Below are 25849 nucleotides of genomic sequence, written 5' to 3'. Positions count from 1 at the left end.
CCCTCCGTTCGCCCTGAGCTTGTCGAAGGGCCATCCTTCCTTCGAAGAGAAGAACGGTGCTTCGACAAGCTCAGCACGAACGGAGGGGGCGTCAGCCCAGCCCCTGGCTCCGCGCCCAGGTCAGGAACAGCTCGGGCCACACTCCTGCCGGCTTGCCGATCGCCTTGGTCATGCCGAAGCCGTGTCCGCCGCTCGTGAACAGATGCGTCTCCACCGGCACGCCCGCCGCCTTGAGCGCGGCGCGCAGCAACAGGCTGTTCTCCACCGGCACCGCGCCATCGTCCTCGGCATGGCAGAGGAAGCAGGGCGGGGTGGCCTTGGTCACGTTGAGGTGCGGCGAATGGGCGGCTTCGCGCTCGGGGCTCGCATCCTTGCCGATCAACTGCTCGCGCGATCCGGCATGCGCGATCGGCGCGGTCATCGAGATCACCGGATAGATCGGCGCCGCGACGAACGGTCGCGCGCCGAGCTTGTCGGCCGCGTCCACCGGCTCGTAGGTCTTGACCGCATGGCGCGTCGCCAGGTCGGCGCAGAGATGCCCGCCCGCCGAGAAGCCGATCGCCGCGACCCGCTCGGGATCCAGGCCGTCGCGGATCGCCCGCGCGCGGATCAGCCGCATCGCGCGCTGCGCGTCGGACAGCGCGACATCGGGGCCCGCGGCCCAGCCGTCGCCGGGCAGGCGATAGAAGAGCACATAGGCCGTGAACCCCTGCGCCGCGAGCCAGCGCCCCAGCACATAGCCTTCATGATCGAGCACGATCCGGACATAGCCGCCGCCGGGCATGATCAGCACCGAGGCGCCGTTGGCGACGCGCGGGCGGAACACCGCCATCCGCGGATTGGAGACCCCGGTCACCGAGCGATCGGTCAGCGCCGCGTCGGTGCTGCGCTCGGCCACCTTCTCCACCGGCAGTTTCGCCGGCTTGCCCGGTGCGCCTTTGGGCCACAGGTCGATCGTCTCGGTCGGATCGGTCAGCCCCGCTGGCAGCGGCTTGTCGCTGAGCGGCGGCGCGGTCTGGGCCTTGGCGGCCAGGGGCGCGACGAGCCCGGCGAGCAGGGCGGAACGACGATCGAACTTCATCCGGCAAACCTCCTGGAAGCCGCCCGGCGGTCAGGTGCCGGGCTGGATATAGGGTACGCGCGCGAACAGCTCGCGCTGCCATTTGCGCGGGTCGTTCTCGACATGGCTGCGCGCATCGAAGACCATCGTCGCGCGCTTGTCGAGGCCGTAGCGCGGCCAGCGCGGCAGGCCGGCATGGTTGGGGTCGCCGGCGCGCGCGAAGGCGACGAAGCTGTCCTGCATCGCCTTCGAAGCCGCATGGGCGTCCGCACCGGTCCCGGTCTGCGAACCCTCGGCAGCGAGCGTCCCGAATACCAGCGGGATGTCCATCGTATGGAAGGCGCCGCGCCGCGGATCGGTGCGCGAGCCGAAATCGAGCTGGTAGACAAAGCCGGGTGCGCCGGCCTTTGCGCGCTCCTCGGCCTCGATCACCTGGCCGCGCCAGCTCCGCCCGCAGGTGGTCGCGTCGTAGAAGACCTGCTCGGGAGTCCAGCCCGGATAGCGAGTGCGATATTCGGAGACGACCCATTCGGGCAGGATGTCGATGCGCAATTCGGGCGCGATCCGCTCGGCGATATTGCCCCAGCCGAGGTCGCGCATCTTGGCCGAATCCGGCGCGATGAAGGCGCGCGTCTCGTCATGCGTGTTGCCGAGGATCATCGGAATGCCGAGCGACTGCGGGTTGGCGTCGGGCCAGAAGGGGTGGCGGGTGAGCCATTTCATGTCGAGCACCGGCCCGAAATAGACTCCGCCGCCGAGCACCGGATCGGTCGCGGCGAGGCCCTCGATCAATTTCTCCCGCGGCATCGCCAGCAGCGCGCCGAGGTCGTTCTCCTTGACGCCGAGCTTGCCGAGATACGCCCGGGTCCGCGCCGTGGCGTTGAGCGGGCCCGAGGCGGTGACCTGCTGCCCGCTCATCGTCGCGGCGCGGTGGAACAGGCCCTTGGCGGCGGGCATGCCCATCATCGTCGCGATCTTGGCGCCGCCGCCCGACTGGCCGAACACCATCACGCGCCTCGGGTCGCCGCCGAACGCTACGATGTTGTCGCGCACCCATTGGAGCGCGAGGATCAGGTCGAGCTGGCCTAGATTGCCGCTGTCGGGGAAGCGCGGGTCGAGCCGCGCGAGGTAGAGATAGCCGAAGGCGTTGAGCCGGTGGTTGACCGTCACCGCCACCACGTCGCCCCGCGCCGCTAGCGCCCGTCCGTCGTTGAGCGGATCGGTGACGCTGCCGCCCGAATAGGCGCCGCCATGGATGTAGAGCATCACTGGCTTCAGCGCGCGCGGGTTCGCCTCGGCGGTCCAGATGTTGAGGAACAGGCAGTCCTCGGACTGCGCGCCGTAGCGGTTGCCCGATTGCGGTGCGGTCGGCCCGAAGCCGTCCACCGGCTGCACTTCGGCAGGGGCGGGGACGGGGACCGGCGCGCGGAAGCGCTCGGCGCGGCCGTAGCGGATGCCGCGAAAGACGCGCACGCCGCCCTCGATCACGCCCTGGAAGGCGCCCGCGGCGGTGCGGACCGGCGCGGCCGACTGGCCCCAGGCACGCCCGGCGATCAGCGTCGCGGAGGCGGCGGCGCCCCCCAGCAGCGCGCGGCGGTCGATCATCGCTCACTCCCCTAACGCATTGCTATGCTTGCCTAAGCCGGTAACCGGTGTCAGATGGGTTTGCAACGGCATTGCGTCGCGAGCCGTTTCGACCCACATAGCCAGCGGCGCACGGGCGCCCCGGAACGCGCATGACGACTGCCCTCAAGATCCATTCGAACGACCATGTCGCGACCCTGCTCGAGGCCGTTGCTGCGGGCGAGACGGTCGACATCGGCGGAACCGCGATCGTCGCCCGTGCCGACATCCCCAAAGGTCACAAGATCGCCCTCGCCGATATCGAGGCGGGTGCCGAAGTCAGAAAGTTCGGTTTCCCAATCGGTTGCGCCACCGCACCGATCGTGGCCGGCGACCATGTCCACAGCCATAACCTTGCGACCGGTCTCTCGGGCACGCTCGACTATCGCTACGACCCGCACCCCGAGCCGCGCGCCGTCGCGCCCGGCGCGCGCACCTTCCTCGGCTATGTCCGGCCGGACGGCCGCGTGGGTACGCGCAACGAAATCTGGATCCTGCCCACCGTCGGCTGCGTCGGCCGCACCGCCGAGCGGATCGCCGCCGAGGCCGGGCGCCGCCATGCGGATCAGGTCGACGGCGTCCACGCCTTCGCGCATCCCTATGGCTGCTCGCAGCTCGGCGACGATCTCGGCGCCACGCGCCGCATGCTCGCCGCGCTCGCCGCGCATCCCAATGCCGGCGGCGTGCTGCTGATCGGGCTGGGCTGCGAATCGAACCAACTCGCGCGCCTGCTCGAGGAAGTGCCCGAAAGCTATCGGGCGCGTATCCGTACCGTGATCGCGCAGAATTCGGCCGACGAGTTCGAGGACGGCCTTGCCGCGGTCGCCGAACTCGCCGCCGAGGCCGCAAGGACGAAGCGCGAGCCCGTGGGGCTCGACCGGCTGGTGCTCGGCGTGAAGTGCGGCGGCTCGGACGGTTTCTCGGGCCTCACCGCAAATCCCCTGGTCGGGCGGATGAGCGACGTCGTCACCGCCGCGGGCGGCAGCGCGATCGTCACCGAGATTCCCGAGATTTTCGGCGCCGAGCAGATGCTGATGGACCGCGCCGAGAGCCGTGCGGTGTTCGAAGGCGTCGTCGGTGTGGTCAACGACTTCAAGACCTATTTCCTCAGCCATGGCGAGCCGGTTTCGGAGAATCCGTCGCCCGGCAATGTCGCGGGCGGCATCACGACGCTGGAGGAGAAGTCGCTCGGCGCCGTCCAGAAGGCCGGTCACGCCACGCTCACCGATGTCAAGCGCTATGGCGAGCGTATCGAGCGCACCGGGCTGACTTTGCTCGAAGCGCCCGGCAACGACGCCGTCTCCTCCACCGCGCTCGCAGCGGCGGGGGCGACCGTGATCCTGTTCACCACCGGGCGCGGCACGCCGCTCGGCTTCCCGGTGCCGACGGTCAAGATCGCCTCGAACAGCGATCTCGCCAACCGGAAACCCGGCTGGATCGATTTCGACGCGGGGCAGGTGCTGACCGAGGGTTTCGAGGCCGCGGAAGAAGCGTTGATCGACCGCATCGTCGCGATCGCTTCGGGCGCGGAGACGGCGGCCGAGCGCAATGGCGAGCGCGAGATCGCGTTCTGGAAGCGCGGGGTTACGCTCTGATCCGTCATCCCGGCGGAAGCCGGGATCGCGTGCGATGAGCGGTTCGCCCGCGGCCTGAGGTCCCGGCGTTCGCCGGGACGACGACGTGGCGACAAAATCCACATCCGGCGCGCATCCCCCGTTGCCAATGACACCGGTTTCCCCTAATCCTCGGCGAAACTGATCGAGAGGAAGGGGCCTGGTGGGATCCGTTCAATTTGCCGAGGAAGCGCGCCGGATTGCCGAGACGTTCGTCGCGGCGCGTCGCGAGGGGCGTGCGCTTCCCGAATATCCAGGCGCGTTGCCGCCAGCGCTCGACGACGCCTATGTCGTGCAGGACCATGCCATCGCGTTCGATGGCCGGGCGATCGGCGGCTGGAAGGTCGGCCGCATCAATCCGCCGCGCGACGGGGTCGACCGGTTGGCGGGTCCGATCTTCACCGATCGCATCGTCGCGGCGCGTGACGGGCTCGAGATGCCGATCTTCGGCGAAGGCTTCGGCGCCGCCGAGGCCGAGTTCCTCCTGCGGCTGCGTGCCGCGCCGCCCGCCGGCAAGCTCCGCTTCACCGAGGAAGAGGCCGCCGACCTGGTCGACGCGGTCCATATCGGGATCGAGATCGCCAGCTCGCCCTTTCCGGGGATCAACGCGCTCGGCCCGACGGTGACCATCTCCGATTTCGGCAACAATAACGGTCTGGTGATCGGCGCCGAGATCAAGGACTGGCGCTCGGCCGACATCAAGGCATGGCCGGTCGAGTTGGACATCAACGGCGAGCGCATCGGCGCGGCGACGGCCGAGACGATGCTCGACGGCCCCGTCGGCGCAGTGCGCTTCCTGCTTGAGCTGATGGCCGCGCGCGGGATCGCGCTCGAGGCGGGGCAATGGGTGTCGAGCGGCGCTGTCACCGGTGTCCATCCGGTCAGGCCGGGCGATCTGGTCGAATGCCGGTTCGGTGAGGGCATGGAAGTGGCGTGCAGGATCAGCGCCTCGTAAGAAGGCGGGCGAGCGAAGTGGAGAGCGCATGGGAGAGGCGAGTGCGGCGGCATGGAAGGTCGCTGCGCACCCCCGGTTTCGCATGACGATCGGAACGTTTGCGCTGCCGGCGCAGGCGCGCCGATGATCGCGCTGCGCCGCCGCGAACTGCTCGGCGGGCTGGCCGCCGCGACGGTGTTGCCGGCGCTTCCCGCCTTGGGCCAGTCCGGCGGCGACGCAAGCCTGCGCGAGGCGCTCGACGGGCTCGCCACGCTTCCCGACTATGAAACGCGACTGGCCGGGCTCGAAGGCGTGGGCCTAGCCTCCCTGTCACCTTCGGCAGCCATCGATTTGCGAACCATTCGCAGCGCTCTTGCGATAGATTCGCAACTTGCGCGCCTGGTTCCCGGCGGTAAGGCGGACGGGCCCTATCGCCTGCCGCGGTCATCCGAGGGCATCTGGCAGCAAGCCAATGGCGCCGCGGCCTATGCACTCCTGCTCGAACGCCATGTCGGCGAACGCGTCGATCCCGAGGCCGCGCACCGCCGGTTCGAACGCGAAGCCGCCCGGCTCGGCGCGCGTGCCGACCGGCTGATGCGCGCGGCGGGGTTCGCCAAGGGCGATGTCGGCGCGCGCTTCACTGCGATGTTCGCCGATCCGCGCTGGCATTATGCCGACGACGATGCCGGACGCGACGCCGCGGTCGCGGACATGAACCGGTGCCTCGACGCGGCGCGCTGGGCGCTGCCCGCGCTGATCGGCCTGGTGCCCCGCGCCAGCCTCGACGTCAGCGTCCGCCGCATAAGCCGCGCCGACGAGGCGGCGGGGAAGCAGGGCTATCGGCAGCTGCCTTCGCCCGGCCAGTCCGGCGCCTATTTCGTCGACCTGAAGCATATCCGCCGCCGCCCGCGCTGGAGTCTCGGCAGCGTCGTCCATCACGAGCTGCTGCCGGGCCATATGGTCCAGCTTCCGATCGAGGCGGCGGCGAACCCGCATCCGCTTCGCATCGCCTATCTGCCGGCCTTCAGCGAAGGCTGGGCGATCCATGCCGAGCAACTGATGGCCGATCATGGCGCCTGGCGCGGCAAGCCGCTCGATGAGCTCGGCCACATTCACTGGCTGCTGTTCCGCGTCGTCCGCGGGCTGGTCGATACCGGTATCCACCACCGCCGCTGGAGCGTCGCCAGGGCCCGCGCGGCGCTCGACCGCCTCCAGGGCGTTCCGGCCTATTTCGCGCCGTTCGACATGGATCTCGATCGCATCGTCGGCGATCCCGCGGTCCGCGCCGCCGAGGCCCTGGTCTGGCTCGGGCTGGCCGATCGCGCGCGCGGCCGACGAGGCGTTGCGCTCCGGCGGATCAACCAGCAGATCCTCGCCGGCGGCCGCAAGCCGCTGTCCCTGCTCCCGAATATTGGGAGCGAGGTATGACATGCGAAACCATGGCTTTCCTCTGTGGAGGGGACAGGCTAACCAACGACCAACCAAGCTGCGGGCCGGGAACCAGGCGGCGAACAGGAGAGGCTGAATGAGCGATACGCGAGAAGCGACTTTATCCGGCGCGGCGGAACGCGCCGGGCGCTATCGCTGGATGATCGTCGCGCTGCTGTTTGCGGCGACGGTGATCAACTATGTCGATCGCCAGATGATCGGCGTGCTCAAGCCGACGCTGATGCAGGACCTGGGCTGGACCGAGAAGGACTTCGCCGGCGTCATCATCTGGTTCCAGTTCGCCTATGCGATCGGCTACATCGCCTTCGGCAAGATCGTCGACAGCGCGGGCGCGCGCGTCGGCTATGCGATCGCCTTCGTGATCTGGCAGGTCGCGCATATCGCGCATGGCGCCGCATCGACCATGACCCAGTTCGCCATGGCGCGTTTCGGGCTCGGCATCGGCGAATCGGGCAATTTCCCCGCGGGCATCAAGGCGGTGACCGAATGGTTCCCGGCCAAGGAGCGTGCCTTCGCGATCGGCGTGTTCAACGCGGGTTCGAACATCGGCGCGATCCTCACGCCGCTGATCGTGCCGCTGATGGTGATCGCCTGGGGCTGGCGCTCGGCCTTCGTGATCACCGGCGTGGTGAGCTTCGTCTGGCTGGTCGCCTGGTGGATGATGTACCGCAGCCCGCGCCAGCACCCCAAGGTCGGCCAGGCCGAGCTCGCCTGGATCGAGCAGGATCCCGCCGACCCCACCGTGCCGCTCGGCTATGGCGCGGTGTTCACCCGCCGCGAGACCTGGGCCTTCGCGCTCGGCAAGTTCTTCATCGATCCGATCTGGTGGTTCTTCCTGTTCTGGCTGCCCGGCTATCTGTTCGAGCGCTACGATCTCAACCTGATGACCTTCGGCCTCCCGCTCGCGGCGATCTACCTGATCTCGGACTTCGGCAGCGTCGCGGGCGGTTGGCTGTCGTCGCGGCTGATGAAAGCGGGATGGACCGCGAACCGTGCACGCAAGCTCACCATGTTCCTCTGCGCCTGCCTTGTCCTGCCGGTGGTGGCCGCGGAATCGATCTCGAGCGTCTGGGTGGCGGTGCTGGTCATCGGCGTAGCGACTGCGGCGCACCAGGCCTTCTCGGCGAACCTCTACGCCGTGCCCGCGGACATCTTCCCGCGCGCGGCGGTGGGGTCGGTGATCGGCATCGGCGGCACCGCGGGCGCGGTCGGCGGCATGCTGATGTCGTTCTACGCCGGCGAGGTGCTCGAGCGGCTGGGGACCTATTGGCCGCTCTTCGCGGTCGCGGCAGGCGCCTATTTCACCGCCTTGCTCTGCATCCATCTGCTCTCGCCCCGACTCGAACGAGTCGATATGGCCTCGCGGGCCTGACAGCAGCGTAACGGAGAAGATCGATGGCCCGGCCCCTCAAGCTTGACCCCGACCGGTTGTTCCCCGCCGACGAGCGGACGCGGAGCATCGCGCGGTCGCTCTATGCCGAGGTGGCCGGGCTGCCGATCATCAGCCCGCACGGGCATACCGACCCGAAATGGTTCGCGACCGACGAAAACTGGTCGAACGCGACCGAGCTGCTGCTCTCGCCCGACCATTATATCTACCGCATGCTCTATTCGCAGGGCGTCGCGCTCGACGATCTCTGCGTGCCCAGCAAGGCCGGCATGCCGGCGACCGATCCGCGCGCGGCGTGGCGGACCTTCGCCGAGAATGTCCACCTGTTCCGCGGCACGCCGTCCTCCGTGTGGCTCGGCCATGTCTTCGCCGAGGTGTTCGGCTTCGACGTCGCGCTCGATGACTCGACCGCCGATCTCTATTACGACCGCATCAACGAGAAATTGGCGAGCGACGCGTTCAAGCCCCGCGCGCTGTTCGACCGCTTCGGGATCGCGTTCCTCGCGACCACCGAGGGGCCGCAGGACGATCTCTCGCCGCATCACGCGATCCATAAATCGGGATGGAAGGGAAGGGTGGTCACCACCTATCGCCCCGACGCGGTGATCGATGTCGAGCATGAGCAGTTCGCCGGCGCGATGCGTACCTTCGCCGATCTGACCGGCGAGGACGTCTATTCGTGGGACGGCTATCTCGCCGCGCACCGCAAGCGCCGCGCCGACTTCCGCGCCGCCGGGGCGACCGCGACCGATCACGGCCATCCGACCGCGCAGACCGCCAACCTTTCCTATGACGAGGCCGAGCGGCTGTTCCGCACGATCCTGTCGAAGAACTGGACCCCGCAGGACGCCGAGCTGTTCCGCGCGCAGATGCTCACCGAGATGGCGGCGATGTCGGTCGAGGACGGGATGGTGATGCAGATCCATCCGGGCTCCTTCCGCAACCACAATGGCGGGCTGTTCGAGAGCCATGGCCGCGACAAGGGTGCGGACATCCCGATGCGCACCGATTACGTCCATGCATTGAAGCCGCTGCTCGATCGCTTCGGCACCTCGACCGAGCTCTCGATCATCCTCTTCACGCTCGACGAGACGACCTATGCGCGCGAGCTCGCGCCTTTGGCTGGGCATTATCCATGCCTCAAGCTGGGCCCGAGCTGGTGGTTCCACGACAGCCCCGAGGGCATGCGCCGCTTCCGCGAGCAGGTGACCGAGACCGCGGGCTTCTACAACACCGTCGGCTTCAACGACGACACCCGCGCCTTCCTCTCGATCCCTGCGCGCCACGACGTCGCGCGCCGTGTGGATTGCGGCTTTCTCGCCCAGCTGGTGGCCGAGGGGCGGCTGCTCGACTGGGAGGCCGCGGAGCTCGCGCACGAGCTCACCAACGGCCTCGTGCGGAAAGCCTACAAGCTCGACCAACCCGCGCCGGCGCCCGTCGCCGCCGCGGCCTGAACCAGACACAGAACCAACGGAGTATCCCATGTTCGACCGTACCTACTACGCCACGCATCCCGACATGATGGAATGCGTCTCGAACGAGGAGCTGCGCGATCGCTATCTGATCGACGGGCTGTTCCGCGAGGGCGAGTGCGTGCTCAACTACACCCATGCCGACCGCTTCGTGATCGGCGGCGTCGCGGTGGGCGCGAGCGCGGTGAAGCTGCCCGACCAGACCGAACCGGCGTCGGCGGCGGGCCATCCCTTCCTCGAGCGCCGCGAGCTAGCGGTGGTCAATGTGGGCTCGGTCGAAGGCACTGTCACCGTCGATGGCGAGACCTTCACGCTGGGCAACAAGGACTGCCTCTACGTCACCATGGGCGCCAAGGACGTGCAGTTCTCCGGCAACGGTGCGCGCTTCTACCTCGCCTCGTGCCCGGCGCATAAGGGCTTCCAGACGCGGAAACTGTCGATCGCCGACGCCAATGCGCTCGAGCGCGGCAGCCTCGAGGAATCGAACGAGCGGACGATCTTCCAGCTCGTCATCCCGGGCGTGTGCGACAGCGCGCAGCTGGTGATGGGCCTGACCGTGCTCAAGCCCGGCTCGGTGTGGAACACCATGCCCCCGCACATCCACGAGCGCCGCAGCGAGATCTATTTCTACTTCGAGCTCGACGGCCCCAACGACCGCGTCTTCCATTACATGGGTGAAGGCGAGGCGATGCGGCACATCGTCATGGCCAACGAGGAAGCGGTGATCTCGCCGCCCTGGTCGATCCACATGGGGAGCGGCACCAAGGCCTATGCCTTCATCTGGGCGATGGCCGGCGAGAACCAGGACTATACCGACATGAACGTGCTGGACATCTGCCAGCTGGCGTAACTTTGGGCGTCACCCCCGCGAAAGCGGGGGCCCAGCTCCCACGCGATGATCTTGGCGCGACGGCGGGAGCTGGGTTCCCGCTTTCGCGGGAATGACGGAGTAGAGATGAACCCCTTCGACCTTACTGGCCGTGTCGCCATCGTCACCGGTGCGAATACCGGTATCGGCCAGGGCATCGCGCTGGCGCTGGCCGGCGCGGGCGCCAGCATCGCCGCGGTCGGCCGCTCGGCCGCGACCGAGACGGTGGAGAAGGCCCGTGCGCTCGGAGTGAAGGCCGAGATCATCTCCGCCGACCTCTCCACCATCGAGCCTGTGGGCAGAATTGTGGACGAAGCTGTGGAAAAGCTCGGCGGGCTCGACATCCTCGTCAACAATGCCGGGATCATCCGCCGCAACGACAGCCTCGACTTCACCGAGGAAGACTGGGACGCGGTGATCGACACCAACCTCAAATCGGTGTTCTTCCTCTGCCAGGCCGCCGGCCGCCACATGGCCGCGCAGGGTCGCGGCAAGATCATCAACATCGCCTCGATGCTGAGCTTCCAGGGCGGAATCCGCGTGCCCAGCTACACCGCCTCCAAGTCGGGCGTGGCTGGCCTCACCAAGCTGCTCGCCTGCGAATGGGCGGCCAAGGGGATCAACGTCAACGCGATCGCGCCCGGCTATATCGCCACCAACAACACCACCGCCCTCCAGGCCGACGAGACCCGCAATCGCCAGATCGTCGAGCGCATCCCGGCAGGCCGCTGGGGCGATCCCGGCGATCTCGGCGGCGCCGCGGTATTCCTTGCGTCCTCGGCTTCGGATTACGTTCAGGGCCATGTCCTGGCGGTCGACGGCGGGTGGCTCGCGCGATGACCATCGCATTCTTCGGCGAGGTGATGCTGCGGCTCTCGCCGCCCGGGCGCGAGCTGCTGCTGCAGACCCCGAAGCTCGAAGTGAATGTCGGCGGCGCCGAGGCGAACGTCGCCATCGGCCTTGCCTGCCTCGGCCATGCCACGCGCATGATCAGCGCGGTCGCCGACAATCCGTTGGGCGGCGCGGTACTCGGCGAATTGCGCCGGCGCGGCGTCGATACCTCGACCGTGGCGAGCGAGGAGGGGCGTCTCGGCCTGTACTTCCTGACCCCCGGCGCGGGCCTCAGGGCTTCCGAAGTCGTCTATGACCGGGCGCATTCGGTGTTCGCCACCCGCCCGGCCGCCAGCTGGGACTGGGACCGTCTGCTCGAAGGCGCCACCCGGCTCCACCTGTCGGGCATCACTCCGGCGCTCGGCCACAACACGGCGGAGGCCGCGATCGGCGCAGCCGAGGCGGCCTCGGCCAAGGGCATCCCGGTCTCCTTCGACGGCAATTATCGTGCGAAGCTGTGGGAAGCCTGGGACAGCGATCCGCGCGCGGTGCTCAACCGGTTGGTCGCGCATGCCGACGTGCTGTTCGGCAATCACCGCGACGTGTCGCTGCTGCTCGGCAAGCCCTTTTCGGGCGAAGGCTCGGACCGGCGGCGCGAGGCGGCGGAAGCGGCCTTCGCGCATTTCCCCAAGCTCCAGACGATCGCCTCGACCGCGCGGCATGTCGACGATGCCGACAGCCACCGCATCTCGGCGCGAGTCGATACGCGCGGCGGCGCACACCAGACCGACGAAGTGCTGATCGCCGGCGTCGTCGATCGGATCGGCGCGGGCGACGCCTTTGCGGCGGGCGTGCTGCACGGCCTGATCGAAAGCCATGGCGATGCGCGCGCCGCGGCGAAGGCGGGGCTGGCGCTGACCGCGCTCAAGCATTCGCTGCCGGGCGATGCGAGCCTGTTCACGCGCGCGGATATCGCCGCCTTCGAGGGCGGCGGACTGGACGTGCGGCGATGACGATAACGAGAAAATGCGAGGACTTCCCGGGGAGGGTGCATGTTGAAGGAGAGGATCGCAGCCGCCGATGAAGCGGCGCTGCCGCGGCCCGATGCCGCGGCGTTGCGGCATAGCTACGCGATCGACGACGGCTTCGAGGCGGAGCTGCGCGAGGCCTGGACGTTCATCGAGCCGCGCATCGCGGGCATCGCGCGCGACTTGCTCGAGCGGCGTGCGGGCGGGTCCGTATCGGACGATCTCGTCGCGTCACGTGTCGAATATGCGCGCGCCAAGCTGGCGCGGCCGATCAACCAGCTATGGCTGGATACCGTCGTCGCCGAGGCCGATCGCATCGCGCAGCACGATCTCGATTTCTCGGTGGTGGCGGCATCGATGCTCGTCGCGCAGATGCGGATCCATGCGCTGTTCTTCGAGCTGACGCAGGATCCCGCCCAACTGGAGCGACTCACCCGTTCGACCCAGAAGCTCGCCGGGATCGAGTTCGAGATCATCGCGAGCCGGCTGCGCGCGATCGCCCGCGTGCGCGCGCAGGCCGCGATGCGCGAGGAGACGGCGGCGGTCCGCACGCAGCTGGGCGAAGCGATAACGAGCAGCGCGCGTGCCAGCCGCGACGTCGCGGAGTTCACCGAACGCACAGCGGCGGAGATGCAGTCGCTCAGCAAGCCCGCCGCCGAAGTCGCCACCGCCGCGGATCAGTCGGCGACTGCGATGAGCCAGTCGGCCGAGAGCGCCGCGGTGCTGATCTCCGCCTTCGATCGCGCGCGCGAGGAGGCGCAGGCCGCGTCCGAAGTCGCCGGTCGCGCCGATGCGATCGCGGTGCAGGGTGCCGAGAACGCCGCGAGCCTCGCATCGCATACGACGCAGATCGAATCGGTGCTGACGCTGATCGCCGGCATCGCCCAGCAGACCAAGCTGCTCGCGCTCAATGCAAGCATCGAGGCGGCGCGGGCGGGCGAGCGCGGGCACGGCTTCGCGGTGGTCGCGCAGGAGGTCCGCAGCCTCGCGGATCAGGCGGCCGACGCCACCGGCGGCGTTACCGCCACCATCCGCGAGGCCCAGAGCGCCAGCGAGATCATGGCGCAGACCAACCAGGCGATCCTGGCGATCGTGACCGAGCTGATGGAACGCGTGCGCGGCCTCTCGTCCGAGATGGAGGCGCAGGTGTCGACGGTCGGGGCGATCCTCGCCTCGATCGACGAAACCGCCATGTCCTCGCGCGAGATCGCGGTGCTGATCTCGCAGATCAGCGGACGCATCTCCGAACTGTCCGCCGCGGCGCAGGACGCCGGGTACAGGGCGGCCGAGGCGGGCAAGGCGCTGCATCGCATCGAGGAGACGGTTGGGCAGCTCATGACCGAGGTGGCGCGGTGAGTTCGATCGCCATGGACCGCCGCGCGATCCTCGCGACGGGGCTGGCGCTCGGTCTCGCCGGGATTCCCGAGACGCGGGCGGCGCCGGCTGCCGAGCGCGTCCACCTCTGGCCCGGTGTCCCGCCCGGCGGCGAGGGGCTAGCGGTCCGCGACGAAACCGTCCAACGCTCGCCCTCGGGGCCGCCCGACGACATCGCCTGGCCGCATGTCGGAACCCCTGCGATGACCGTGGCCCGCGCGGCAAGCCCCAACGGCGCCGCGGTGCTGCTCATTCCCGGCGGCGGCTATACGCGCGTCGCGGTCGGGCGCGCGCCCTCGAAGATCGCGCGGATGTTCGCCGCGCAGGGGATCACCGCATTCGAATTGCTCTATCGCTTGCCCCACGACGGATGGAAGGCCGGGCCCGCCGCGCCGCTGCAGGACGCGCAGCGCGCGATGCGCCTGATCCGCGCCGGCGCCGCCAGATGGCGGATCGACCCCGCCCGCGTCGCCGCGATCGGCTTTTCGGCGGGGGGACATCTGGCGGGACAGCTCGGCGAGCATGTCGACAATGCGGCCTATGATCCCCTCGACGCCGCCGACGGCCAGCCGATCCGTCCGGTCGCGCTCGGGATGTTCTTCCCGGTGGTCTCGATGCTGCCGCCGATCGCGCATGGCCAGTCGCGCCGGGAGCTGCTCGGCGCCAATCCGTCGGACGCGCTCGCCCAGGCCTGGTCGCTCGAGCGCAACGTGCCCGCATCGATGCCGCCGACCTTCGTCTGCCACGCCGCCGACGACAGGACCGTCAAGGCGACGAACAGCCTGGCGATGTTCACGGCGCTGCAGGCGGCCGGTATTCCCTCCGAGCTGATGATCGCCGAGAAGGGCGGGCACGGGATCCCGCTGATCGGCGCGGACGGCAAGCCGCATGTCTGGTTCGAGCTGTTCAAGACGTTCGCCGCGCGCCACGGCTGGCTTTAGGGGGATGGTGCCGAGTGCAGGGATCGAACCCGCGACCTTCGGTTTACAAAACCGCTGCTCTACCAGCTGAGCTAACCCGGCGCACCACCTGAAACCCGCAGAAATCTGCGGGTTTTCGACCTTTGATGTCTTCGTGAGGATTGGTCAACCCTCGTTTTTGGGACAACTTCAGGGCCAAAAGCCGATATGGATTCGCCTGCGCCGGCCGTCGGTTTTTGCAGGCGCCAACCCGGCCCCGTCGGGCTATGCTGGCACCGCATAAGCGGGCCTCGCTGGCAGAGGGTATCACGTGACGCACACCGTCGAGGCTGGAACGGGACGGATCGGCCGAGTGGTCATCCTGGGCGGCGGCACCGCCGGCTGGATGACCGCGACGGCGCTCGCGCGGACCTTCGGCCCGCGGCTTTCGATCGCGCTGCTGGAATCGGACGAGATCGGGACCGTTGGAGTGGGCGAGGCGACGATCCCGACCATCCACTGGTTCAACGAGCTGATCGGGCTGGATGAGGCCGCCTTCCTCCGCGCCACCGGGGCGACGTTCAAGCTCGGCATAGAGTTCGTCGACTGGGCGCGGCCTGGGCATCGTTACTTCCATCCCTTCGGCCAATACGGCATCCCGCTTCCCGGCGTCGCCTTCCACCATCGCTGGCTCAAGGCCCGGGCCGAAGGGCTGGATCTGCCCCTCGCCGCTTTCTCGCTCGCCACGCGGCTGGCGCGAGAGGGCCGTTTCGCCAAGCCGGCGAACGATGCCCGGTCGATCCTCTCGACCCTCGGCTATGCCTATCATTTCGACGCCAGCCTCTATGCCCGCCACCTGCGCGGGCTCGCCGAGGCGAGCGGGGTGACGCGGGTCGAAGGCAAGCTCGAGCGTGTCGAGCGGCATCCCGAGACCGGCTTCGTCACTGCGCTCTTCACGGCGTGCGGGGACCGGCTGGAAGGCGAATTGTTCATCGACTGCTCGGGCTTCCGCGCGCTGCTGATCGAGGGAGCGATGCAGGCCGGCTATGACGACTGGTCGCACTGGCTGCCCTGCGATCGCGCCGTCGCGGTGCCTTGCGCGCGCGTGGCGGCGACGACGCCGCACACCCGCGCCACTGCCCGGCCCGCGGGCTGGCAGTGGCGCATCCCGCTCCAGCACCGCACCGGCAATGGCTATGTCTATGCCAGCCGGTTCGTCAGCGACGACGCGGCGGCCGCGTCGCTGCTTGCCAATCTCGACGGCGAGGCCTTGGCGGAGCCGCGCTTCCTCCGCTTCACGGCCGGACGGCGGCGGCGCACCTGGATCGGCAACGTCGTGGCGATCGGGCTCTCGTCGGGCTTTCTCGAGCCGCTCGAATCGACCAGCATCCACCTGATCCAGAGCGGCATCGCCAAGCTGCTCGCGCTGTTTCCGGACCGCGACTGCGATCCCGCGCTCGCACGCCGCTTCGATGCGCTGTTCGCCGCCGACATGGACAATATCAAGGACTTCCTGATCCTCCACTACCACGCCCAGGACCGACAGGACCCCCTCTGGGAGCAATGTCGTCACATGGCGCTGCCCGAGACGCTCGTGGAGCGCGAGGCGCATTATCGCCGTTCGGGCCGGGTGATTGTGGGCAGCGACGAGCTGTTCCGCGAGGCGAGCTGGCTCGCTGTGCTCAACGGCCAGGGTGTGCTTGCCGAGGGCTACAATCCCCTTGCCGATACGCTCGATTCCGCCACCAACCGGGCCCAATTGGAGCAGATCGCCGATCTGGTCGCGCGCGCCGCCGCGACGCTGCCGCTGCACGATGCCGCGCTGGCGGAGATCCAGGGCAAGCCGGTCTGACGATCACCGCCGCCCGGTGACTGGCGGGCGCACCGCGAGATAGACGGTGCTCCACAGCTGCGCGGCGTTGGATTCGTCGACGTCCTGCCGGCCCGCGCCGAACGGCACCAGCCGATAGCTCCCGCCTTGATAGGCCCAGGACCAGAGCTCGGAGCTCTGCAGTTCGCGCGACGCCGAGATGGCGCGCCAGAGCCGCGCCTGCACCTGGCCGAGCCGGCCGCGCGTCGCCGCCGGCAGGTCGCGACGCGCCAGCTGCCGCTCGAGCCCCGCGGCAAGCAGCGCCTGCTGCCACGACCAGACCACGGTGCCGTGATAGGCCGAAGGCGTAAAGCGCGCCTGCATCGCCGGCTCCGCCAGCACAGGGTTGGCGACCAGCAAACCGATATCGGTCATCAGCCCGGCGGGGAAGGGCCGCATGATCGCCCCGACGAAGATGTCGAGATCGGCGGGCGGGGGATCGCCGAAGAGCAAGGCGAAACCCTCGTCGGAGTTGAGGATCGGCACCGGCGCGCCCGCCGCGTCGAGCGCGATCGCATGGAAGGTGAGGGGTCCCTTGCCCAAGGCGGCGAGGGCAGGCTGGGCAGGGACGCCGAACCCCGTCGCATAAGTGCGGATCATCGGCGCAGCCTTGGCGGCCGGAACCGAGACGCGGAACAGCCCGGGCACGCGGCTCCGCCACAGCTCGGCCATCGCGCCGGCCCGGCCGAACGCCGCCCGGTCGCCGGCGGTCAGATAGGGATCGAGCAGCCCGGCCCTGAAAAGGCGGGCGGTTGCGTCCAGCGCCGCGGGGACGAACACCGCGTTGACGTCATAGGGATAGCGCCCGCCGCCGATGCCGTCGCCGCTGTCGCGCCACTGGCCCGCGGTCCGCCCGGGCTTGAGCGAGACGAGCCGCGCGACGGCCGGCGCCTCGGCGAAAGGTCGTGCCTGTTCGAGCACGAAGCGCAGGTTGCGCACCAGCGCGGCGCCGGCGCGTTCGGAGCTGCCCGGTTTGGTCTCGCTCGGAATGTCGCGGCCGAGAAAGGCGCGCGCCACGTCCGGCGGGGCCTGATCGAGCAGGTAATGCGCCGCGACCGGGGCGAGCATGAAATCGTCGTCGATCATCGCATAGTCGAGCGTCGGCGCATCGCCGCTGCCGCCATGCTGGCGCCGATCGAGGATCGCGAATTCGGACAGCCCCTCCTCGTGCGCCACTTCGCCGGCTTCATCGAGCCGCGCGAGCACCGCGCCGAGCCCGGCCTCGATCGCCGCGGGCTGGAGCGCGGGCATCAGGAGGCGCACCGACATCAGCGTGTCGCGCCCGAAATAGGTATTGAACCGCCAGGAGCCGGCGAGGAACTTCTCGCGATAGCTGAGGAAATGCAGGGCGTTGCGCGCCGCCGGATCGTCCGCGGCGCGGTCGTTGAGCAATTCGGGCAGCGTCAGCCCGGTCAGCGGCGTGTCCCCGCTCGCCGCGACGATCTCCAGGCGGATGTGGCCGCCCGTGCCGGCGGTGATCTCCCCCTTATCCGCTCGTCCGTCGAGCACGCGCAGCTCGAGCCGATAGCCCGGCGCGCCGTCCACCCGGTCGCGGACATAGATGATCCGGTCGCCCTCCACCCGCATCGGCGCGGCGACCTCGGCGGGGAATCTGCCGATCGCCTGATAGTCGCGCAGGAAGCGCACGTTCGACAGCACCGCCTGCTTGATGGCGAGCCGGGGCGCGGCGACAGTCGCCACCGCACGGATGCCGTGGAGCGGTCGCCCGCGGCCATCGGCCAGCGTCACCGGCTGCGGTGTGCCTTCGAGCCGCCACGCCACCGGCGCTGCGGTCCGGTCGAACCACAAGCCCACTCCGCTATTCCCCGCCGGGAACGCGACGAGGATGCGCGGATCATTGCCCGAGCGCAGCAGCAGATGCGCGGCGACCTTGCCGTCGCGGACGAAGGCGTTGAGATTCTGCCCCTCGGTCAGCTGATAGGCGAGCTCGGGCGCCTGCTGCGCCGGTCCAGATGCCGCGGCCATCAGGCACATCCCCGCCGCCAGGCTTCGCGCGAACCTCGCCGCCATCAGAATTTCAGCGTCACCGTGCCGCCATAGGTCGGGCCGACGATCCCGCGCGCGTAGAAGAAGCCGGAAGCGGCATTCTGCGTCTGGCCCTGGCGGGGATTGCCTTCGGTGAGACCGGTCACGTTGAAGATATTGTCGGCGTCGAAGCTCACCTGCAAGTTCCTCGTCAGATTGAGCGTGACGCCCGCCCCGGTCACGCCATAGCCGGGAAGCGCCACGCCGTTCCCCGAATCCGCGAAGATCTTGCCGACATATTTGTACCGCGCAAAGACCTCGCCCAGCCCGTTGGGCAGCTTGATCGCCGGCGTGATCGTGTAGAGCTGCGCGGGCGTGCGCTCGGGCCGGTTGCCGTCATAGGTCGGCTGCTGCACGCCGTTCAGCCGCAAATTGCTCAGCGTCGGATCCTGGAACACGCCGGTGAAGTCGACCGAGAACCAGTCGACCGGCCGCACCACCGCGTCGATCTCGACGCCCGTTGTCCGCAGGTCGGCGAGGAAGCTCGTCTGCTGGGTCGGGTCGGAGGGGTCGATGAAATTGTAGAACTGGTCGTCGAAGTTGGTGCGGAACACCGTCGCCGAGGCGCTGAGGAAGCGGCCGAGCTGGTAGCGGACGCCCGCTTCGTAGAGCTCGATTCCGGTCACCGGATCGGTGTTGTTGGTCTGGAAGCCCTTGGCATAGCGCCCATAGATCGCAAGATTGGGCGTGATCAGATAGCTGGCGCCGACCGTCCAGGCCGTCGCCGATTGGGTCCGCCGGGTGACGTTGAAGGTGCCGTCCCAGGTCGGCCCGACGGTCGGGATGACGCCCGCCGTGCCGGATGGCACCGGCTGGTTGACCGCGGCGGCGCGGCCGTCGCGGAACCGCGCCTCGTCGCTCTCCCAGCGGATGCCGGCGTCGATGTGCAGGCTGTCGCCGATCTTCAGCTCGTCGTTGATATAGACCGACATCGACTTGTCGTCGCGCTCGCGGATGCCGACGCCCCAGTCGCCATAGGAGATGAGGCCGTTGTCGCTGAGCGTGCCGATGACGTTGTTGTTCGCGTCGAGCGCGACGATGTCGTAGATGTCACTATTGTTGCGGACGTCATTGACCACGGGCGCGACCGCCGACTGGTTCTGCTTGCGGCGGACGTCGTAGTAGAGCACGCCCGCGGTCAGCGAGTTCTTGAACGCGCCGCTCTCGAACTCCCAGCGGAATCCGGCATTCGCGCCGAAATCGGTGCCTTTCAGATAATCGTGGTTGAGCACGGTTTGCTGGAGGAAGCCGTTGCCGTTCAACCCGTTGAGTATGTCGGTCTGGTTCGATCCGACCACGGTGCCGGTGCGCAAATTCTTGATGCCGTAGCGCACGGTGGCGGGGAAGGCTGCGGCGCCGAGGGTGAGCAGGTTGTTGATGGGGGAGTTCGCGCCCGGGGTGAGATAGTCGACCGCGCTGGTCAGCCCGGCATTGCCCGTGCCCGATCCGGGGAACAGCCCGTTGAAATCGTAGCTGTAATCCAGATAGCGGGCCCGCAGGAACAGCTCGAGCCCGTCGGTCACCGGCTTCTCGAAGTCGAGCCGCAGCTGCTTGGTCTTGGCGCGCACGCCTTCGCTCAGCCGGAAGTCGCGGAGCCCGTCGGCCTCGACGAAGGTCGAGACCGGCACCGAGATACGCTCGAAGGCATCGCCGCCGATATTGTCCCACTGCCTGTCGAGCCCGGGGACGCCACCCGGCCTGCCGTTGTTATAGGCATAGGGCATGCCGGCATAATAAGCCGTTTTGAGATCGCCGATCTTGCCGGTGAGCCGCAGATAGCCGCCGCTGTCGAAGCGATATTCGAGCATCGCCTTCACGCGATAGCCCTCATAGTCGAACGGGTTCCTGCGCACGCCGGGGCTGCTCTGGAAAAAGCCGCCGACGCTGAACGCCAGGTTGTTGGCGATCGGCGCCGAATAATAGAGGTCGCCGCGCTTCAGGCCGTAATTATAGGCGGTGGCACGGGCCATCCCCTCCGCCCGCTCGAAATTGGGCTTCTTCGAGATGAAGTTGATCGTCGCCCCCGCGCCGTTGACCGTCAGCACGCCCGACGATCCGCCTTTCACGGCCTCGAGCCGATCGATGGTCAGGTCCTGCGAGAAGAAGAAGTCGGCGCCGCCGCCCTGGTAGAGCACGGGCATTCCGTCCTCTTCGAGCTGGACGAAGCGCTGCCCGCCGCCCTGCAGCCCGCGGACCGAATAGTTGTTCGAAAGTTCGCCTGCCGTGCCCTCGACGAAGATGCCGGGCACGAGCTCGAGCATGTCGGCGGTCGAGCGCGGCGCCTTGCGGTCGATATCCGCGCGGGTCGCATAGGTGATGTCGGCCGAAGCGGTGATCAGCGGGCGATCGCGGCTGGTCTGGCCGGTGACCACGATCTCCTGATTGCCATCGGCCTCGTCGTCCGGCGCGGGCGTGGCCTGCGGCGTCGCGGCCTCGGCCTGGTCGGCGGGAGGGGGCGTTTCGCCCGGCCTGTTCTGCGCCAGCGCGGGTGCGGCCGGAAGGACCGCTGCGCTCAGCAGCAGCCCCGCTCGCAAGCTGAAGCGCTCCGTGGGCATGTCTCTCTCCCGATCGGCTCGGGAACCGGGCACAATGCGGGGTTCGCGAGCCGCTATTTTTCGGGGACAACCCGTGGGGCGCGCGCCACGATCCCCGTTAGAGCGCAGCCTGGCGTGTTTCTCACCGCGTCGGGCGCACGTCCGCGGTGGCCGGCTCGGGATAGCGCTTGAGGACCACCCTGACGGTGCCGTTGGCCCAGCCGGACTCGTCCTGCGGTGGATATCCGAGAAGATCGGCAATTCCGAATAGATCCTTTGATACGGATCAAATGATATAGAACAGACGGTACTTCAGGGTTCATCCCAGGGCGTATAGGGAATACTGCATGATGTCTGACGATGATATTGCGCATTATCATTGCTTCTGGTAGAATGTGGACGGGTTTTACATGAAAACCTAAACGATTCTAAAGCCCGCATGAACGCCGGGTCGCACGCCTTTAACCCGCCAAGCTTGGCTTGGCCCATGAAGAAGGTGCGCGATGGCAACCACGGTATTGATAGTTCTCGACGGCGGCTACCGCTTTGGAAGCGGGGCGATACCGCCAAGCGATTCCGATGTCGATTTCACCTATTCGACCCTGGTCGGCGCGCTTGAAGGTGCCGGAATGGCGGTGACCAAGGCGCATCGCCAGCTCGACAGCACCGCAACGGCAGGTTGGACTTCGTTCCGGTTCGATGCCGTGCCGGCGGGGCACAGCTTGCTCGAGTTCGACGCGATCTGGCTGATCGGCCTGCAAGGCCGGAACGTGCAGCTTCCCAATTCATCCGCCAGCGGCGCCAACGCGCTGGACGAGCCGCAATTGAAGGAAATCGCCCGCTATATGGACGCGGGCGGCGGCGTCTTCGCGACCGGCGACCATGACAGCATCGGCGCCGATATGTGCGGTCGCATCCCCAGGGTCCGGGCAATGCGCGCATGGTATGGCGAAGGGGACAGCTTCCCCGATATTCCCGCCAATTTGCCGCGGAACAATCCCAGAAGCGGACCCACCCGGGCGGATACGACGCGGCGCAATCCGGCGGGCCAATATGACGCCGCCAGCAATCCCAACGGCGCCACCGACCATGTCTGGTTCGAGAACCAGTCCGATTCGATCCCGCAGCCGATCGTCCCGGCAACCTCGCCCGCGCATCCGATCCTGCGCCGGAACGGGAACGACATCGAATTCTATCCGGACCACATGCACGAGGGCAAATGCCTAGGCGGTGATCTCGCGAGCTATGATTACGGCCAGACGCTGACGTTCGACGGCGATTCCTTCGTCGAATTCCCGACGATCGACAGTCCGCAGGAACGTCCGGAAATCATTGCCAGCGGTTCGACCCAGCCTTTCGCGTCGCGCAACGCCGTTTCCGGCAGCCTGGTCGAGGGCGGCGCCCTCGCCAATGCGGAATCGATTCCCACACTGAGCGTCTACGACGGCCGGGCCGTCGGGGTCGGCAGGGTCGTGACAGGCTCGACCTTCCACCATTATGTCGACATCAACCTGACCGGCGACACCGATATCGTTCCGGGAACGCCGCAGAACCGCACCGGCCCCGATGCCGCGAAAGGCGTGGGCTTCAACGCGAATTCGGGCCTGTTCGACGAGATCAAGGCCGTCTTCGTCAACATCACCAACTGGCTGGCAAGGCCTCGGCCGGCCATCACGCTCTATCTCGAGCGCAGCACCTTCGGCCAGGACGAGGTCACCGGGAATCCGCATTTCCCCGGCGCGGTCCGGGTCGTCGTGGATGGATTGAAGCCGAGCGACTTTCCGGGCGGATCGGTGACGGAGGGGCCCTTCAATCCCGCCTGGGCGCCGGTGGTCACTCCGGATGGAGCCGCGTTCATCACGATCACGCCCGTCGATGTATTCAGCGACGATCCGGGCATGCCGGAGCGGCTGCAGCGCTTCACCTTCATCTACGACGTGGACTTCGCCAACAGCGCGTTCGGCACGCAGACGGTTCCGGTCAACGCGTCGCTCAGCTCCCCCGCCGCGCCCAACCCGCTGACGGACACGGCGTTCTTCCAACTGGTCGTATCCGCGAATCCGTTCATGCTCGACCTCGATGGCGGGAACGATAAGACCTGGCTGAGCTCCGACCTCAAGGTGTTCCGGGTGGTCGCCGGCGATACGTTGCACGGCGTCACGCTGCCCACCGACGCCAACCGCGCGCAGGCGTTCACCTTCATCAATACGCTGAAGAACAACATCACCGTCGCGCAGTTCGAGTCGATGACCGGCAACCAGCAGGCATCGGCGCTGAGTTCGATGCCGACCACCACGGTGAGCGGCGAGAATGTCTACAACTTCGCGATCGCGCGCGTGCGGCGCAACGGGACGATGCTGTCGGCCGACAACGTGCGGGTCTTCTTCCGCCTCTTCACGTCGCAGACCACTGCGGCGCTGACCTTCAATGGCGGCATCGGCGACGGGTATCCGAAGACCGGCGGTGCTGCTCCGATCGCGCTGCCCGCGCAGTCCGGCGGCCAATGGCTGTCCTTCCCGTGCTTCTCGGAGAATCGCGACCCCGACCCGAATGCGCAGGACGACGACCAGAACGTCCGGACCATCGATACCAGCGAGAGCGAGGAGTTCTTCGGCGTCCTGCTGGATACCAATCTCGACGTGGACTATCTGCCGTTGACGCCCGGCGGCGGGGGCGGGAACAAACCGCTGCGCACCTTGCTGACCGGCGAGCATCAATGCCTGATCGCGCAGATCGAATTCGCCGGGACGCCGATACCCGATGGCGCGACGCCCTGGACCTCGGACAAGCTGTCGCAGCGCAACATCGCGATCAATGAAGTCGCCAACCCCGGCATGACCGCCTCGCGCGCGGCGTTCCACACCTTCGAGCTGGAGGCGACGCCGCAGCCCATTACCGACAGCATGCCGCCGGACGAGCTGCTGCTCGATTGGTCGCGCGCCATTCCCGACAACAGCTTCGCGCGCATCCACATTCCCGGCTGGAAAGCGCAGGACGTGGTCGAGCTGGCCGATCGCTTCTATCCGCGCCACGAAATCCGGGCGGTGGATGAGCGCACGATCGAGATTCCGGCCGGCGGGATGCGCTATGTTCCGCTGCCCCGCAGCCTCTACCGGCAGACCGGCGTGCTGACGGTCGACCTGCCTTTGGGGATCAAGAAGGGCCAGCGCTTCGATGTTTCGGTGCGCCAGATCACCAATCGCGGCCGCAATGTCCAATGGCCGGTGCCCAAGGTGGCCGAGATCTCGCTGGAGGAAGCGGCCCGATTGCTCGGCGGGGTGGAAGGCGCGGGCGCGACTCCGGCCGTCGCGCGCGGCGTCTTCGATCTGGGCGACAACCGCGCGCTGGTGACCGACCTTTCGGTCTTCGACGACGCGGGCGATCATGCCCTGCTGATCGAGCATCCCGATCCCGTGCTGGTCGCAAAGGCACAAGCCGACGCGCGGATGTGGCGGGAAACGATCGGCGCGTTCCAGCTGGGCATTCCGGTGTCCACGCGAAAGGCGATGCTGCTCGATCACATGCGCCTGTTTTCGCTGATGCACTGGCGCCTGGGGCACATGCCGCGCCAGAGCCGCTGGTACGCGACGATGCAATATTATGTGGGACTGTTGTCGGACAAGGTACAGGCGCTGGGCGGCAATCCCTGGGACGTGCCGGCCACCCCGGACGGAGCGATTCCGCAATTACCCTGGGTCGGCGACGATGCGGACGGCGACGGCGTTCCGGACGACGGTTCGCCCGGCGACGGCGGCTCGCTGGAAGAAATCATCAGGCGGCTGGCCTATCCCTGGGGATGCCTGCTGTTTGCCATATTGCTGCTCCTCCTGCTCTGGCTGCTGCTGCGTTGAGAAAGAGGTCAGGGAACGCCGAAGGTCCAGCCCTCGGTTCGTGCAAGACCGGGCGTGAGGCCGGCTGGCGACCATAATTCGGGCCGGGTCGCGGCGACGCGCAGCCATGCGGCCGAGAGGATCGCGTCGGTGGCATGGTCGTCATACCGCGGCAAAGGGCGGTGCGGTGCGGATCCGAACGCCGCAAGCAGCGCGTCGAGCGTCGCGCCGTCGCGGATCTTGGAGATGCCCTTGCGCATGCCGGCGAGACGGGCGGGCAGGGCGGTATAGATTTCGACGAGCACCGGCCCGGTCTCCGGCAACGGATCGAAGGGCCAGAGGCCGATCGTGCCGCGCAGTCGATGGAGCACGCGCATGCCGGTGAGGCTCGACTTGCCGACCTGCGACGCGCCGACGAGGTTGAAGCAGCTATAGGGCGAGAGCCGCATCGCCTCCTGCCCATGCTCGCAGATCCGGAAACGCCCGCGACCGGGCGGAAACAGATCGCCGCAATCGCCATGCTGGCGGAAATGGCGTCGGGCATCGGGATGGCCAACGAAGCTGGTCGCGGCGAGGTGGGGATCGCCGGCGCTGAGATCGTCGACCAGCTTCCACAGCGCGGGGCCGTCGGGCGGCGAGGCGTCCCAGCCGGGGAAATAGGCGCCTTCATCCTCGAAGGGGAAGGCAGGGGAGAGGTCGAGGCCGATCAGCGCGCGGGTGCCGCTTTCGGCTAGCGATCCGAGCCATTCGAGAATGTCCTCGCGCGACCAGGCCCGATCGACCAGCGCGGGTGCGGCCTGCCCGGCCCGCGCATGGGCGACCGCCAGCCCCTTCGGCCTCTCGACCGCCTGGCCCGACCAGTCGATCGCGATGAAATCGGTGAAGCTCATTCATCCTCCCCTGCCAGGGGGAGGTGGCGCCCGGAGGGCGTCGGAGGGGGAGGAAGCACGATGGTGAGTTGGTCGCTGACCTCCCCCTCCGTCAGGCTTCGCCTGCCACCTCCCCCTGGCGGGGGAGGATAATCCAAA

17 protein-coding genes and 1 tRNA gene are annotated in these 25849 nt (G+C 68.0%); 12 read left to right on the top strand and 6 right to left on the bottom strand.

Features of this window, described 5'->3' with window-relative positions; genetic code table 11:
* Nucleotides 1-91 precede the first annotated feature (91 nt).
* Both MT490_RS07710 and MT490_RS07705 read right to left on the bottom strand, forming a co-directional pair.
* The gene (locus MT490_RS07710) at nt 92-1081 is read right to left on the bottom strand and encodes an alpha/beta hydrolase (protein WP_297385754.1); all 990 of its coding nucleotides are present in this window, start codon (nt 1079-1081) and stop codon (nt 92-94) included.
* A gap of 30 nt (nt 1082-1111) precedes the next feature.
* Nucleotides 1112-2665: a carboxylesterase/lipase family protein gene (locus MT490_RS07705; RefSeq protein WP_297385752.1), complete on the bottom strand. Its 1554-nt coding sequence runs from the start codon at nt 2663-2665 to the stop codon at nt 1112-1114.
* Nucleotides 2666-2796: 131 nt separating this feature from the next.
* Between MT490_RS07705 and MT490_RS07700 the strand changes: the two genes are divergently transcribed.
* The 10 genes from MT490_RS07700 to MT490_RS07655 all read left to right on the top strand — a co-directional run bounded on the left by MT490_RS07700 (nt 2797) and on the right by MT490_RS07655 (nt 14583).
* On the top strand, nt 2797-4278 hold the full coding sequence (locus MT490_RS07700; RefSeq protein WP_297385751.1) for an altronate dehydratase family protein: 1482 nt from the start codon (nt 2797-2799) through the stop codon (nt 4276-4278).
* Between the two features lie 181 nt (nt 4279-4459).
* Entirely contained in the window at nt 4460-5251 is a 792-nt protein-coding gene (locus tag MT490_RS07695) for a 2-keto-4-pentenoate hydratase (protein ID WP_297385749.1), read from the top strand.
* 123 nt (nt 5252-5374) lie between these two features.
* Complete coding sequence (locus MT490_RS07690) at nt 5375-6658, top strand: DUF885 family protein (protein WP_297385747.1); 1284 nt, start codon at nt 5375-5377, stop codon at nt 6656-6658.
* A gap of 97 nt (nt 6659-6755) precedes the next feature.
* Nucleotides 6756-8051, top strand: coding sequence for an MFS transporter (locus MT490_RS07685; protein WP_297385745.1), 1296 nt, complete (start codon nt 6756-6758; stop codon nt 8049-8051).
* A 23-nt stretch (nt 8052-8074) separates the two neighbouring features.
* Complete coding sequence (gene uxaC, locus MT490_RS07680) at nt 8075-9523, top strand: glucuronate isomerase (RefSeq protein ID WP_297385743.1); 1449 nt, start codon at nt 8075-8077, stop codon at nt 9521-9523.
* 28 nt (nt 9524-9551) lie between these two features.
* The gene (kduI, locus tag MT490_RS07675) at nt 9552-10391 is read left to right on the top strand and encodes a 5-dehydro-4-deoxy-D-glucuronate isomerase (protein WP_297385742.1); all 840 of its coding nucleotides are present in this window, start codon (nt 9552-9554) and stop codon (nt 10389-10391) included.
* A gap of 105 nt (nt 10392-10496) precedes the next feature.
* Nucleotides 10497-11249 carry a 2-dehydro-3-deoxy-D-gluconate 5-dehydrogenase KduD gene (kduD, locus tag MT490_RS07670; protein ID WP_297385740.1) on the top strand — a complete coding sequence of 251 codons (753 nt, stop codon included), beginning with the start codon at nt 10497-10499 and terminating at the stop codon, nt 11247-11249.
* Nucleotides 11246-12253, top strand: a complete 1008-nt coding sequence (locus tag MT490_RS07665; protein ID WP_297385738.1) for a sugar kinase — start codon at nt 11246-11248, stop codon at nt 12251-12253. Before kduD ends, MT490_RS07665 begins: the two co-directional genes overlap by 4 nt.
* Before the next feature lie 39 nt (nt 12254-12292).
* Nucleotides 12293-13624, top strand: coding sequence for a methyl-accepting chemotaxis protein (locus MT490_RS07660; protein ID WP_297385737.1), 1332 nt, complete (start codon nt 12293-12295; stop codon nt 13622-13624).
* Nucleotides 13621-14583, top strand: a complete 963-nt coding sequence (locus MT490_RS07655; RefSeq protein ID WP_297385735.1) for an alpha/beta hydrolase — start codon at nt 13621-13623, stop codon at nt 14581-14583. Before MT490_RS07660 ends, MT490_RS07655 begins: the two co-directional genes overlap by 4 nt.
* 5 nt (nt 14584-14588) lie before the next feature.
* Here MT490_RS07655 and MT490_RS07650 read toward each other — a convergent pair.
* Nucleotides 14589-14664, bottom strand: a tRNA-Thr gene (locus tag MT490_RS07650).
* 208 nt (nt 14665-14872) lie between these two features.
* Here MT490_RS07650 and MT490_RS07645 point away from each other — a divergent pair.
* Nucleotides 14873-16393 carry a tryptophan halogenase family protein gene (locus tag MT490_RS07645; protein WP_297385733.1) on the top strand — a complete coding sequence of 507 codons (1521 nt, stop codon included), beginning with the start codon at nt 14873-14875 and terminating at the stop codon, nt 16391-16393.
* Between the two features lie 3 nt (nt 16394-16396).
* Here the strand turns inward: MT490_RS07645 and MT490_RS07640 are convergent, their stop codons facing one another.
* Both MT490_RS07640 and MT490_RS07635 read right to left on the bottom strand, forming a co-directional pair.
* Nucleotides 16397-18397, bottom strand: coding sequence for a hypothetical protein (locus MT490_RS07640; RefSeq protein WP_297385731.1), 2001 nt, complete (start codon nt 18395-18397; stop codon nt 16397-16399).
* Nucleotides 18398-18441: 44 nt separating this feature from the next.
* Complete coding sequence (locus MT490_RS07635) at nt 18442-21012, bottom strand: TonB-dependent receptor (protein ID WP_297385730.1); 2571 nt, start codon at nt 21010-21012, stop codon at nt 18442-18444.
* Nucleotides 21013-21494: 482 nt separating this feature from the next.
* On the opposite strand from MT490_RS07635, the gene MT490_RS07630 reads away from it, so the two are divergent.
* A complete protein-coding gene (locus MT490_RS07630; RefSeq protein WP_297385728.1) occupies nt 21495-24842 on the top strand; it encodes a hypothetical protein in 3348 nt (1115 codons plus the stop codon).
* Nucleotides 24843-24850: 8 nt separating this feature from the next.
* Here the strand turns inward: MT490_RS07630 and MT490_RS07625 are convergent, their stop codons facing one another.
* Nucleotides 24851-25711, bottom strand: coding sequence for a hypothetical protein (locus tag MT490_RS07625; RefSeq protein WP_297385726.1), 861 nt, complete (start codon nt 25709-25711; stop codon nt 24851-24853).
* Between the last annotated feature and the right edge of the window lie 138 nt (nt 25712-25849).

The sequence above is a fragment of the Sphingomonas sp. genome (genome assembly GCF_026460985.1).
Classification (GTDB): domain Bacteria; phylum Pseudomonadota; class Alphaproteobacteria; order Sphingomonadales; family Sphingomonadaceae; genus Sphingomonas.
This window is presented reverse-complemented; position numbering and strand designations above follow the sequence as displayed.